Annotated in this window: 13 protein-coding genes; 3 read left to right on the plus strand and 10 right to left on the minus strand. The window is 75.0% G+C overall.

Annotated elements, in window-relative coordinates:
• Positions 1-64 precede the first annotated feature (64 nt).
• Positions 65-901, plus strand: coding sequence for an enoyl-ACP reductase FabI (fabI, locus tag ACI6QG_RS16585; RefSeq protein WP_407025701.1), 837 nt, complete (start codon positions 65-67; stop codon positions 899-901).
• A gap of 68 nt (positions 902-969) precedes the next feature.
• On the opposite strand, the gene ACI6QG_RS16590 is transcribed toward fabI, so the two are convergent.
• The 5 genes from ACI6QG_RS16590 to rffA form a co-directional block, all read right to left on the minus strand.
• Positions 970-1,581 (minus strand): potassium channel family protein, encoded by a 612-nt coding sequence (locus ACI6QG_RS16590; protein WP_407025737.1) that lies wholly within the window; start codon positions 1,579-1,581, stop codon positions 970-972.
• A gap of 170 nt (positions 1,582-1,751) precedes the next feature.
• Complete coding sequence (locus ACI6QG_RS16595; protein ID WP_407025702.1) at positions 1,752-2,987, minus strand: argininosuccinate synthase; 1,236 nt, start codon at positions 2,985-2,987, stop codon at positions 1,752-1,754.
• 28 nt (positions 2,988-3,015) lie between these two features.
• The gene (locus ACI6QG_RS16600; protein ID WP_407025703.1) at positions 3,016-3,666 is read right to left on the minus strand and encodes a methyltransferase domain-containing protein; all 651 of its coding nucleotides are present in this window, start codon (positions 3,664-3,666) and stop codon (positions 3,016-3,018) included.
• Complete coding sequence (locus ACI6QG_RS16605) at positions 3,663-4,379, minus strand: WbqC family protein (protein WP_407025704.1); 717 nt, start codon at positions 4,377-4,379, stop codon at positions 3,663-3,665. The genes ACI6QG_RS16600 and ACI6QG_RS16605 overlap by 4 nt, the downstream gene beginning before the upstream one ends.
• A 2-nt stretch (positions 4,380-4,381) precedes the next feature.
• Positions 4,382-5,524: a dTDP-4-amino-4,6-dideoxygalactose transaminase gene (rffA, locus tag ACI6QG_RS16610; protein ID WP_407025705.1), complete on the minus strand. Its 1,143-nt coding sequence runs from the start codon at positions 5,522-5,524 to the stop codon at positions 4,382-4,384.
• Positions 5,525-5,613: 89 nt separating this feature from the next.
• Here rffA and ACI6QG_RS16615 point away from each other — a divergent pair, with 89 nt between their 5' ends.
• Positions 5,614-6,555, plus strand: a complete 942-nt coding sequence (locus ACI6QG_RS16615) for a glycoside hydrolase family protein (protein ID WP_407025706.1) — start codon at positions 5,614-5,616, stop codon at positions 6,553-6,555.
• A gap of 66 nt (positions 6,556-6,621) precedes the next feature.
• Here ACI6QG_RS16615 and ACI6QG_RS16620 read toward each other — a convergent pair whose 3' ends face one another.
• The 5 genes from ACI6QG_RS16620 to ACI6QG_RS16640 form a co-directional block, all read right to left on the minus strand.
• A complete protein-coding gene (locus ACI6QG_RS16620) occupies positions 6,622-7,782 on the minus strand; it encodes an MFS transporter (RefSeq protein ID WP_407025707.1) in 1,161 nt (386 codons plus the stop codon).
• Positions 7,779-8,054 carry a hypothetical protein gene (locus tag ACI6QG_RS16625; RefSeq protein WP_407025708.1) on the minus strand — a complete coding sequence of 92 codons (276 nt, stop codon included), beginning with the start codon at positions 8,052-8,054 and terminating at the stop codon, positions 7,779-7,781. Before ACI6QG_RS16625 ends, ACI6QG_RS16620 begins: the two co-directional genes overlap by 4 nt.
• Positions 8,051-9,289 carry a dual-specificity RNA methyltransferase RlmN gene (rlmN, locus tag ACI6QG_RS16630; RefSeq protein ID WP_407025709.1) on the minus strand — a complete coding sequence of 413 codons (1,239 nt, stop codon included), beginning with the start codon at positions 9,287-9,289 and terminating at the stop codon, positions 8,051-8,053. Before rlmN ends, ACI6QG_RS16625 begins: the two co-directional genes overlap by 4 nt.
• The gene (locus ACI6QG_RS16635; RefSeq protein WP_407025710.1) at positions 9,268-9,765 is read right to left on the minus strand and encodes an invasion associated locus B family protein; all 498 of its coding nucleotides are present in this window, start codon (positions 9,763-9,765) and stop codon (positions 9,268-9,270) included. Before ACI6QG_RS16635 ends, rlmN begins: the two co-directional genes overlap by 22 nt.
• Positions 9,766-10,000: 235 nt before the next feature.
• On the minus strand, positions 10,001-10,321 hold the full coding sequence (locus ACI6QG_RS16640) for a TIGR02300 family protein (RefSeq protein WP_407025711.1): 321 nt from the start codon (positions 10,319-10,321) through the stop codon (positions 10,001-10,003).
• Between the two features lie 88 nt (positions 10,322-10,409).
• On the opposite strand from ACI6QG_RS16640, the gene aroA reads away from it, so the two are divergent.
• The gene (gene aroA / locus ACI6QG_RS16645; RefSeq protein WP_407025712.1) at positions 10,410-11,753 is read left to right on the plus strand and encodes a 3-phosphoshikimate 1-carboxyvinyltransferase; all 1,344 of its coding nucleotides are present in this window, start codon (positions 10,410-10,412) and stop codon (positions 11,751-11,753) included.
• Positions 11,754-11,844: the final 91 nt, after the last annotated feature.

Raw genomic sequence — 11,844 nt, forward strand, 5'->3', positions numbered from 1 at the left:
GGCATGTGCCACCACCACCCTGACCCCGCAACCGCTCCCCCCGGCCTTCCTCGACGGACCCGCGATGACCGAGACCCCGATCCCGACCGGAACGCTGATGCAGGGAAGGCGCGGCCTCGTCATGGGCGTGGCCAACGACCGCTCCATCGCCTGGGCCATCGCCAAGGCCTGCGCGGCGCAGGGCGCGGAACTCGCCTTCACCTACCAGGGCGAGGCGCTGGAGAAGCGCGTGCGCCCCCTGGCCGAGAGCGTGGGCAGCGACCTGGTGCTGCCCTGCGACGTCGGCTCCGACGAGGACCTGGACCGCGCCTTCGCCGGCATCGAGGCGCGCTGGGGCAAGCTGGACTTCCTGGTCCACGCCATCGGCTTCGCCGACAAGCAGTTCCTGCGCGGCCGCTTCCTGGACACCCCGCGCGAGGCCTTCCTGCAGGCGCTCGACATCTCCTGCTACTCCTTCGCCGCCGCCGGCCGCCGCGCCGCCGCGCTGATGGGCGAGGGCGGCTCGCTGCTGACGCTGAGCTACCTGGGCGCGGAGAAGTGGGTGCCGCACTACAACGTGATGGGCGTGGCCAAGGCGGCGCTGGAGGCCAGCGTGCGCTACATGGCCGCCGACCTCGGCCCGCGCAACATCCGCGTCAACGCCATCTCCGCCGGGCCGATCAAGACGCTGGCGGCGAGCGGCATCGGCGACTTCCGCTACATCCTGAAGTGGAACCAGTACAACGCGCCGATGCAGCGCAACGTGGGGCTGGAGGAGGTGGGCGGCGCCGGCCTCTACCTGCTCAGCCCGCTGTCCACCGGCGTCTCGGGCGAGGTGCACCACGTGGATTGCGGCTACCACATCGTCGGCATGAAGAACCCCGACGCGCCGGACCTGACGATCGAGAAGAACGGCGGCTAGGGCACGATCCGCCTGGATGGAATCAGGGAGGCGGTGAATCCTCCTCCCAGCAAAGGCTGGATCATGATCTAGCGCCCCTCGTCGGGAATGTTCACCAGCGTGCCGCAGGCCTTGCAGTGCACCGCGTCGGCGTCGTGCCGGCGCAGGCCGCAGGCGGGGCAGGGGAACTCCACCTTCTCCGGCCGGAACAGGGCCGAGGCCAGGCGCAGGAACAGCGTCACCCCCGCCAGCATGATGAACACCGCCAGCAGCCGCCCCGCCGTCTCCTTGGGCGTGATGTCGCCGAAGCCGGTGGTGGTCAGCGCGGTGACGGTGAAGTAGAGCGCATCCCCGTAGTTGTGGATGCCGCCGCCCATCAGCCAGCGCAGCTCGAACACCACGCCGGTCATCACGAACACGAAGACCAGCAGCTGCGCCCCGGCCATCATCGCCGCTTCGTTGCGGCGGAAGCCGTCCCAGTCCTGCCGCAGGGACATCGCCAGCCGCGCCGAGTGGAACAGCCGCAGCGCCCGCAGCACCCGCAGGAAGCCCAGCGCGTGCTGCAACAACGGCGAGAGCAGCAGGGTGAGGATGGCCGCCAAATCCGCCAGCTCCAGCCAGCGGGAGGCGGAGCGCAGCGGGTGGTCGCGGATGGCGTGGCGGGCGGCGAACTCCCCCAGCAGCACGGCGCCCAGCGCCATGTCCACCGCCACCACCACCCGCTCGCCGGGGCCGAAGGAGGCGGCGACGATCCAGCCCAGGCTCAGCAGGTCCAGCCCCAGCAGCGCGTAGCGGAAGCGCCGCGCCGGGGGGGATTGCGCGGTGTAGAGGTGGCGCAGCCGGCTGCGCCACCGGTGGGCATGCGCCGCCGTCAGAGGGCGCCGCCGCGGCGGCCGGCCATGGCGCCCAGCCGCAGCCGCAGCGCGTTCAGCTTGATGAAGCCCTGGGCGTCGAACTGGTCGTAGGCGCCCTGGTCGTCCTCGAAGGTGACGTGCTTCATCGAATACAGGCTGTGGGGCGAGCGCCGGCCGGACACGATGACATTGCCCTTGTAGAGCTTCAGCCGCACCTCGCCCTCCACGCTTTCCTGCGACGCGTCGATCAGCGCCTGCAGCATGCGCCGCTCGGGGGAGAACCAGAAGCCGTTGTAGATGCACTCCGCGTAGCGGGGCATCAGGCTGTCCTTCAGGTGGCAGGCCTCGCGGTCCAGCGTGATGGATTCGATGGCGCGGTGGGCGTAGTGCAGGATGGTGCCGCCCGGCGTCTCGTAGCAGCCGCGGGACTTCATGCCGACGAAGCGGTTCTCCACCAGGTCCAGCCGGCCGATGCCGTTGGCCTTGCCCAGCGCGTTCAGCCTGGTCAGCAGCGCGGCGGGCGACAGCGCCTCGCCGTTGATGCCCACGGCGTCGCCGCGCTTGAACTGGATGGTGATCTCTGTCGGCGTGTCCGGCGCTTCGAGGGGGGAGATGGTGCGCTGCCAGACCATCTCGTCCGGCGCGTCCCACGGCTCCTCCAGGATCTTGCCCTCGCTGCTGCTGTGCAGCAGGTTGGCGTCCACGGAGAACGGCGCCTCGCCGCGCTTGTCCTTGGCGATGGGGATCTGGTGCGCCTCGGCGAACTCGATCAGCCTGGTGCGGCTGGTCAGGTCCCATTCGCGCCAGGGGGCGATGATCTTGATGTCGGGCTTCAGCGCGTAATAGCTGATCTCGAACCGGACCTGGTCGTTGCCCTTGCCGGTGGCGCCGTGGGAAACGGCGTCGGCCCCCACCTCCTCCGCGATCTCGATCTGCCGCTGGCTGATCAGCGGACGGGCGATGGAGGTGCCCAGCAGGTAGAGCCCCTCATACAGCGCGTTGGCGCGGAACATCGGGAACACGAAGTCGCGCGTGAAGGTCTCGCGCAGGTCGTCCATGTAGATGTTCCCGGGCTTGATGCCGAGCATCAGCGCCTTGTCGCGCGCCGGCCCCAGCTCCTCGCCCTGGCCGAGGTCGGCGGTGAAGGTCACCACCTCGCACTTGTAGGTGGCCTGGAGCCACTTGAGGATCACGCTGGTGTCGAGCCCGCCGGAATAGGCGAGCACGACCTTCTTCACGTCCTTCACGCGCATCGGGCAACTCTCCGCTTTGCGGGCAGGATTAGGAGGGGACGGGCGGGGCGGCAACCTCCCCCCGCCGCACCAGCAGGGTGAACTCCCACAGCCCGTAATCCTGCAGCAGCGCCACGTGCCGCCCGAAACGCCCCAGGCAGCGCCCCAGCTCCTCCACCGGGTCGGCGTAGAACAGGTGCGGCCGCCGCCTTCCAGGGTCCGAGCAGCGGGACAGCATGTTCCAGCCGAAGCCCCGCCGCCCGCAGCCGGCCAGCACCTCCTGCACCGCCGCGGCATGCGCCGCCCATTCGGCCTCGCCCACCGCCCCCTTCACGTGCAGCACGCCGGAGGCGAGGGCGAAGTCGGCCGCCGCCGCCGGCACGGCGCCCAGGTGGAAGGCGTGGCCCGGCCCCTCGCCGTGGCGGGCGCGGGCGGCCGCCACCATCTCCGGCGCCAGGTCCCAGCCCTGGTAGGGGCCGCGGTGGCCGGCGGCGCGCAGGAAGGGCAGCAGGTCGCCGCAGCCGCAGCCCAGGTCCAGCACGCTGGCCTCCGGCTGGCCTTCCAGCAGGCGCAGGAACTGCGCGAAGCGCCGCGCCTGGGACTCCGCCCCGTTCCAGTCCACCCCGCGCGCCCCCGGCCCGTGCGCGGCCAGGCTGGCGGCGTAGTAGTCGCGCTGCCCGGCCAGGATGGCGGGGTTCACGGCCGCGCGCCTCCCAGCAGGGCCGGGGCGGCGGGGCCGGCATTCAGCAGCAGGTCCACCACGCTCATTCCCGGCAGGAAGGGGCCCCAGGGCTGCGGGTAGGGCGGGCAGGGGCCGTAATCCATCCAGTCCAGCGCGATGCCGCGCCGCCGGAACGGCGACGGGTCCAGGTAGGCGCGCGCCGCCGGTCCGGTCAGGTAGCGCGTGGCCCCGGCGGCGGCGGCCAGCGCCGCCAGCCGCTCCGAGGCGTCCATGGCCCGCAGCGCCTCGGGCGGCAGCAGCGCGCGGTCGCGCAGCACCTCCGGCCCCAGGCCCAGCCGGGCGGCCACGGCGCGGGTCAGGCCCTCGTTGGCGCGCGACAGCAGGGGCTCCGCCGCCGCCGCGCGCAGCTGCGCCGCCAGCCAGGGGAACACCTCGGCGAAGTGGGCGGCGGGGCGGTAGGCGGCGGCGATGGCGCCCAGCATCGCCCCGGCCCAGCCGGGGTCGGCGATGCGCGCCTCCTCCACCGCCTGGTGGAAGCGCCCGCTCACCTGCACCGGCACGCTCAGCCAGGCCGGGCCGCGCGGGGTCTTGATGCGGTTGCGGCTGCGCCAGTCCCGCCGGGTGAACTGCACGCCGTCCAGCACCACCCAGGCATCGGCGCGCGCCAGCAGGGCGAACCAGCCGCGCCAGGGCAGGAAGTTGCCCTGCGTCACCACCACCGTGCGCCCCACCCTCAGGCCGCCCGCGCCAGCGCGTCCAGCACGCGGTCCTGCTCGCCCTCGCCCAGCCGCGGGTGCAGCGGCAGGCGCAGCAGGCGCGCCGCGGCGTCGTCCGTCACCGGCATGGGCAGCGGCGTGCGGCCGAAGCGCCGCCCGGCGGGGGCCGAGTGCAGCGGCACGTAGTGGCCCACCGCCGCCACCCCGGCGCGGCCCAGCGCCGCGCGCAGCCCCTCGCGCGCCGCGCCGTCGCGCGCCATGACGCGGTAGATGTGGCCGTTGTGCCCCGCCCCCTGCGGCACCTGCGGCCGGCCCAGCCGCCCCGCCGCCGCCAGCCCGGCCAGCCCGGCATGGTAGCGGTGCCACAGCGCCAGCCGGCGCGCGGTGAGGGCGGGCGCGGCCTCCAGCTGCGCCAGCAGGAAGGCCGCCGTCAGCTCGCCCGGCAGGAAGGAGGAGCCGAGGTCCACCCAGGTGTAGCGCGCCACCTCGCCGCGGGCGAAGCGGGCGCGGTCGGTGCCCTTCTCCCACACCACCTCGGCGCGGGCGGCGGCGGCGGGGTCGTTCACCACCAGCGCCCCGCCCTCGCCGCTGATGACGTTCTTGGTCTCGTGGAAGGAGAAGGCGGCGAAATCGCCGAAGGAGCCCAGCGGGCGGTCCTGCCAGCAGGCGTGCAGCGCCTGGGCCGCGTCCTCCACCACCCACAGCCCGTGGCGGCGGGCGAAGCGCAGCACGGCGTCCATGTCGCAGGCCACGCCGGCGTAGTGCACGGCGCACACCGCGCGGGTGCGCGGCGTCAGCGCCGCCTCCAGCAGCGCCTCGTCCAGGTTCAGCGTGTCGGGCCGCACGTCCACGAACACCGGCACCGCGCCGCGCAGCACGAAGGCGTTGGCGGTGCTGGCGAAGGTGAAGGAGGGCATCAGCACCTCGTCCCCCGCCTCCAGCCCGCACAGGATGGCCGCCATCTCCAGCGCCGCGGTGCCCGAATGGGTCAGCAGCGCCCGCCCGCCGCCCGCGGCGGCCGAGACGCGCTCCTGGCAGCGGCGGGTGAAGGCGCCGTTGCCCGACAGGTGCCCGGCCTCCAGCGCCTGCCGGATGTAGGCCATCTCGTTCCCGGCGAGGCTGGGCTGGTTGAAGCGGACCGGCGGCGCGGCAGGCTGCATGGGCGGGGAATCCTTCCCGGAACGACCCCGGCAGCGAAGCACCGCCCCCCTTAGGGAAGCGTAAATCGCCCCGGTGTCATGCTGCGCCCATGCAGGGTGGGGCGATGCGCTGGCGCAAGCTGGGCCGGGTGTTCGTGGCGCGCGGCCAGCAGGCCTGGATGCGCAGCCACGCCATGGTGCCCATCCCGCTGCCGCTGGGCGGCCACGCGCTGCGCGTGCTGTTCAGCCCGCGCGACGGCCAGGGCCGCTGCCACCTGGCTTGGCTGGAGATGGATCTGCGCGCCCCCACCCGGCCGCGCCGCCTGGGCGTGGCGCCGCTGCTCTCGCCCGGCGCGGGCGACGCCTTCGACGCCTGGGGAGCCATGGGCGCCTGGGTGGCGGAATCCGGCGGCGAGGAGCGCCTGTACTACCAGGGCTGGACGCGCCCGCCCGGCCGGCCCTTCGGCGCCGCCATCGGCCTGGCCACCCGCCCGGCCGGCTGCGCGCCGGACACCCCGTTCCGCCGCGCTCAGCCCGGCCCGGTGCTGGCCCCCGGGCCGGAGGACCCGGCCTTCGTCGCCAACCCCGCCGTGCTGCCGGACGGCGCCGGGGGCTGGCGCATGTGGTACCAGTCCGGCCGGCCCTGGGAACGGGTCGGCGGCGCCTGGAAGCCGCGCTACGCCATCCGCCACGCCACCTCGCCCGACGGGCGGCGCTGGACGCCCAGCCCCGGCGCCGCGCTGGACCACGCCCACCCCGGCGAGGCCGCCATCGCCCGCTTCTGCCCGCTGCGCGAGGCGGGGGGCGGCTGGCGCGCCTTCTACGCCTTCCGCGGCGACGACTGGCCCTACCGCATCGGCACCGCTGCCTCCGCCGATGGGCGGGCCTGGCAGCGGCAGGACGCCCTGGCCGGCATCGCCCCCGGTCCCGGCGGCTGGGAAGGCGAATCCGTCACCTATCCCACGGTGTTCGACGCCGCCGGGGCGCGCTGGATGCTCTACAACGCCGGGCGCTACGGCGATGCGGGCTTCGGGCTGGCGGTGCTGGAATAAGGCGCGGCCGGCGGCGGTGCAGCGCCCCCGCCGCGTGGCCGGGGGGCGGCCCCCCGGAAACAGGCGTCACGCCCCGGGCTGCCGCCGCCGCGCCGCTGCCAGCCCCAGCGCCGCGATGCCCGCGCTGGCCAGGGCGAACACCCAGCGATACCCGCCCAGCCCGATGACGCTGGCGAACACCAAGCTCCCCACCGTCTGCCCCAGGAACAGCGCCATGGCGAAGGCGCTGACCGCCGTCCCCCGCGCTTCCGGCAGCGCCTCGGTGGCGCGGGCCTGCAGCACGCCGTGGAAGCAGAAGAAGGCCATGCCCATGCAAAGCTGCGCCGCCAGCACCACCCCCCAGTGCGGCGCGGCGGCGATGGCGCCCAGCAGCAGCGCCAGCCCCAGCCCGCCGGCGCGCAGCATCCCCGCCTCGCCCAGCCGGCGCAGCAGCCGCGGCGCCAGCCGGGTATAGGCCAGCGCGCCGACGCCGAACCCCGCCATCACCAGCCCGGCCTCGCCCGCCGAGAGCCCGAAATCCTCGATCAGGTAGGAGGCGATGAAGGGAAACGAGCCGCCGAACAGCAGCGCCCCGTTCAGCGCCGTCACCGCCAGCAGCCGCCGCCCGGTCGGCGCGCGCAGCATCCGCAGGTAGCCCGCCACCGCGCTCAGCCCGCTGGCCGGCGGGCGGGTGCGCCCGGCCACCAGCCGCCACCACAGCACCGCCCCCACCCCCAGCGCCAGCGCGCCCCCGGCGAGGAAGGAGGCGCGCCAGCCGAACCACTCGCCCAACACGCCGCTGATCGGCCCGGCCAGCATGGTCGCCATCACGTTGCCGGTCAGGAAGCGGCCGATGGCGGCCTGCCGCCCCTCATAGGGGACCACGTCGCCCACATGCGCCATCAGCAGCGGGATGACGGCGCCCGCCGCCAGCCCGCCCAGCGCGCGGATCACCGCCACCCCGGCCAGGCTCTCGGCCACCACGGCGCCCATCGTCACCAGCCCGTAGAGCACCAGCGCCAGCGCGGCGACGCGGATCTTGCCGAAGCGGTCGCCCAGCGGCCCGGTCAGCAACTGCCCGGCGCCGTAGGGCAGCATGAAGGCCGCCACCAGCACCGCGGCGGCCGAGACGGTGGTGCCGAACCCCACCGCGATCATCGGCAGCAGCGGGTCCAGCATGCGCATGCCGCAGCCGGTGGCGAAGCCGCCCAGCGCCATCAGCCCCACCGGCAGGGCGCGCGCGCTCAACGCCGCGCCCACCAGCGGCGGAACGCCCAGATGGGCCAGCCGACCAGCGACGCCATCATCACCGGCCAGGTGACCAGCATCAGCCAGCCCAGCACGAAGCCCGTCACCAGCGCCCCGCCGATGTCCACCCCCAGCACGATGCAGGGATGCGCCGCCGCCTCGTTCAGCGTGCAGCCCAGCGCGTCGGCGATGAGGGAGGAGAGCAGCACGCCCAGGAAGGGCAGCCAGGCCAGCACCGTCCCGAGGATGGCGAGGGCCAGGCGCGCGCTCACGCGCGGCGCTGCCGTTCGGATTCCGTCTTCAGCTGGCCGCAGGCGGCCAGGATGTCGCGCCCGCGCGGCCGCCGCACCGGGGCGGAGTAGCCGGCGGCGTTCACGATGGCGGCGAAGCGCTCCACCTGCTCCGGCGTGCTGGTGCGATAGGGCGAGCCGGGCCAGGGGTTGAAGGGGATCAGGTTCACCTTGGCCGGGATGCCGCGCAGCAGCCGCACCAGCTCGTGCGCCTCGGCCTCGCTGTCGTTCACCCCGCGCAGCATCACGTACTCGAAGGTGATGCGCCGGGCGTTGGAGGCGCCGGGATAGCGCCGGCAGGCGTCCAGCAGCTCGGCGATGGGGTACTTGCGGTTCAGCGGCACGATCTCGTCGCGCAGCGCGTCGCGGGTGGCATGGAGCGACACCGCCAGGTTCACCCCCAGCTCCGCCCCGCAGCGGTCCATCATCGGCACCACGCCGGAGGTGGACAGGGTGATGCGCCGCCGCGACAGCGCCACCCCCTCATGGTCCATCAGGACCGTGAGCGCCTGCGCCACGGCCTCGTAGTTGTAGAGCGGCTCGCCCATGCCCATCACGACGATGTTGCTCAGCCGCCGGCCTTCCTCGCCCTTGGGCGTCGGCCATTCGCCGTAGCTGTCGCGCGCCGCCAGGAACTGGCCCACGATCTCCGCCGCGCCCAGGTTGCGCACCAGCCGCTGCGTGCCGGTGTGGCAGAAGGCGCAGGACAGGGTGCAGCCCACCTGGGTGGAGATGCACAGCGCCCCGCGGTCCTCCTCGGGGATGTACACCGTCTCGACCTTCTGGCCGTCGCGCCACTCGAACAGCCACTTGCGGGTGCCGTCGCGGCTGGTCTGCTCCGTCGCCACGCCGGGGCGGCCGACCACGAAGCGCTCCGCCAGCTTCTGCTGCAAGGGCCGCGCGATGGTGGACATGCGCGCGAAGTCGCGCTCCCCCTGGTGGTAGATCCAGTGCCACAGCTGCTTGGCGCGGAACGGCTTCTCGCCGATTTCGGCCATGGCGGCCGCAAGCTCCGCGCGCGACAGGCCCACCAGCTCGCGCCGGCCCTGGGCGTCCTCCATCGGCGGCGGGGCGAAGGCGGCGGCCTTGGCCAGGATGCGCCCGCGCTCGGCCTCCGTCAGCCCGTCGGAGGGCGGCAGGCTGCGCGCATGCGGCTGGAAGGCGCGGGAGGCCGGCGCCGCGGGGGCGGGCGGGTTCATCGCCGCGCCGCCGGGCATTCGCGGGTGATGGCGTCGTAGGCGGCGCCGAAGCCGGCCAGCGGGAAGGTGTCGGCCGCCTGGCCGCGCCCGTTGGGGCCGGGGCCGCGCAGCAGCGCCTCCCGCCCGCCGCGCAGCGCGGCCACCACCTTGGCGCCCTCGCGCGCGAAGGCGGTGTCGCCGGCGGTGTAGAAGGCGAACTCGGCGGGGCCGACCAGCAGCCGCGGCTCGGCGCCGCGGGCGAAGGAATAGGCCACGCGCGCGGCCACCTGGTCGCGCCCGGCGGGGCGGTGGGTCACCAGCAGCATGACGTTGCGCGCCTCGCGGCCCGGCACGCCCTCGGCGGAGCGGGCGCGGGCGAAGGCGTAGCACACCTTCTGCCCGTTCTCCGTGTGGGTGGCGGCGGTCCAGGACTGGAACTCGCCCAGGGCGGCCGGGCGGTTCTGCGCCGCCGCCGGCAGGGCGGCGAGCAGCATCAGGGCGAGGAGAAGGCGCATCGCGGGGAGATAGACCCCCCGAGGGGGCCGGGCAACCGCCGCATGTCCGTCATGCGGCGGCGTGGCGGAACGCGGGTCCGTCGCCCGAGGGCGGGAGGAACCAGCGTCGCAAGGCGCGGCGCGCGGCCCATCGGCGCGCGGGGCAGGGGCGGTTCCGCCGCGCGGCGCCAGCCAAGCGCGCGGACGCGCGCACCCGGCGCCCGGGGGCGCCGGACACCAGGCGCCGAAGGCGCCGTCAGCCTTCCTCGTCGCGCTCGCCCTCGACCTCGATGTCGGCGTCGATGGCGTCGTCCTCGTCCTCCAGGTCGTCCGCGTCCTCGACCGCCTCGGCGTCCACGTCCTCCAGCTCCACCTCGTCGGTGTCGCCCTCCGGCGCGGCGGCGCGCTTCTTCAGCTTCTCCTCCGGCAGCGGCGCGGCGGCGCGGCGCAGGCGCGGCTGCTCGGCCGGCTGCTCCGTCCCGCACTTGGGGCAGGCGGCGGGCTGCTTCGCCAGGTCGTAGAACTTCGTGGAGCAGGCGACGCAGACGCGCTTCAAACCCAGTTCCGGCTTGGCCATGGAACCCCTCGATCCGTGAAATCCGCGCGCCGGGCGCGGGCGGGGCGCATTGCCACGCCCGCCGCCGCGGTGTCAAACCACCCCACCGATGACGCACGCCGCCGAACCCACGCCGCTTTCCGCCCGCCCCGCCCCCGGCCCGCTGGGCGGGCGCATCGCCGTGCCGGGCGACAAGTCCATCTCCCACCGCGCGCTGATGTTCGGCGCGCTGGCCGTCGGCACCACGGAGGTCACGGGCCTGCTGGAAGGCGAGGACGTGCTGCGCACCGCCGCCGCCATGCGCCTGCTGGGCGCCGAGGTGGAGCGCCTGGGCGGCGGCGCCTGGCGCGTCGCCGGGCGCGGCATCGGCGGCCTGCTGGAACCCGACGACGTGCTGGACATGGGCAACAGCGGCACCGCGGCGCGCCTGATCTGCGGCCTGCTGGCCGGCCACCCCCTCTTCGCGGTGATGACGGGCGACGCCTCGCTGCGCCGCCGCCCGATGGGCCGCGTCACCGCGCCGCTGGCCGCCACCGGCGCGGTGTTCCAAGGCCGCGCCGGCGGGCGGCTGCCGCTGGCCATCCAGGGCGCGCGCGACCCGCTGCCGCTGGACTACGTGCTGCCCGTCGCCTCCGCCCAGGTGAAGAGCGCCTGCCTGCTGGCCGGCCTCTGCGCGCCGGGCGTCACGCGCGTGGTGGAGAAGGAGGCCACGCGCGACCATTCGGAGAACATGCTGCGCCACTTCGGCGCCACGGTGCGCGTGGCGGCGGAAGGCCACGGCCGCGTGGTGGAGCTGGACGGCCAGCCCGAGCTGCGCGCCGCCCCGGTGGCGGTGCCGGGCGACCCGTCCTCCGCCGCCTTCTTCGTCGTCGCCGCGCTGCTGGTGCCGGGCTCGCGCCTCACCCTGGCCGGGGTGGGGCTGAACCCGCTGCGCACCGGCCTGTTCACGACGCTGCGCGAGATGGGCGCCGAGCTGCGGGTGGAGGACGCCCGCACCGAGGGCGGCGAGCCGGTGGGCGACCTGGTGGCGGAGGCCGCGGCGCTGCGCGGCGTGGACGTGCCGGCGGAACGCGCGCCCAGCATGATCGACGAATACCCCATCCTGGCCGTCGCCGCCGCGGGCGCGCGCGGCCCCAGCCGCTTCCGCGGCCTGGGCGAGCTGCGGGTGAAGGAAAGCGACCGCCTGCTGGGCACGGCGGAGATGCTGGCGGCCGCCGGCGTGCGCTGCGCCATCGAGGGCGACGACCTGCTGGTGGAGGGCTGCGGCGGCCCGCCGCCCGGCGGCGGCACCGTGGCCACCCGCATGGACCACCGGCTGGCGATGTCCGGCCTGGTGCTGGGGCTGGCCAGCAAGGCGGGCATGGCGGTGGATGATGGCGGCTTCATCGCCACCTCCTTTCCCGGCTTCACCGCCCTGCTGAACGGCGCGGCGGGCCGGGAGGTGGTGGCATGAGGGCGGCCGCCCGGGCGCGCCCGGCGCGCCCCGCCGCCCAGCGGCCTTTCCCGCCCGCGCAGCCGCGTCGCGGCGCGAGCCGGGCCGCCGG

The organism is Sabulicella flocculans, from assembly GCF_045449635.1.
Classification (GTDB): domain Bacteria; phylum Pseudomonadota; class Alphaproteobacteria; order Acetobacterales; family Acetobacteraceae; genus Roseococcus.

Coding starts and splice junctions, on each gene's coding strand:
- ACI6QG_RS16615 (WP_407025706.1), top strand. CDS start 5,614: ATGCAGGGTGGGGCGATGCGCTGGCGCAAGCTGGGCCGGGTGTTCGTG.
- fabI (WP_407025701.1), top strand. CDS start 65: ATGACCGAGACCCCGATCCCGACCGGAACGCTGATGCAGGGAAGGCGC.
- rlmN (WP_407025709.1), bottom strand. CDS start 9,289: ATGCCCGGCGGCGCGGCGATGAACCCGCCCGCCCCCGCGGCGCCGGCC.
- ACI6QG_RS16590 (WP_407025737.1), bottom strand. CDS start 1,581: ATGGCGCTGGGCGCCGTGCTGCTGGGGGAGTTCGCCGCCCGCCACGCC.
- aroA (WP_407025712.1), top strand. CDS start 10,410: ATGACGCACGCCGCCGAACCCACGCCGCTTTCCGCCCGCCCCGCCCCC.
- rffA (WP_407025705.1), bottom strand. CDS start 5,524: ATGCAGCCTGCCGCGCCGCCGGTCCGCTTCAACCAGCCCAGCCTCGCC.
- ACI6QG_RS16635 (WP_407025710.1), bottom strand. CDS start 9,765: ATGCGCCTTCTCCTCGCCCTGATGCTGCTCGCCGCCCTGCCGGCGGCG.
- ACI6QG_RS16640 (WP_407025711.1), bottom strand. CDS start 10,321: ATGGCCAAGCCGGAACTGGGTTTGAAGCGCGTCTGCGTCGCCTGCTCC.
- ACI6QG_RS16595 (WP_407025702.1), bottom strand. CDS start 2,987: ATGCGCGTGAAGGACGTGAAGAAGGTCGTGCTCGCCTATTCCGGCGGG.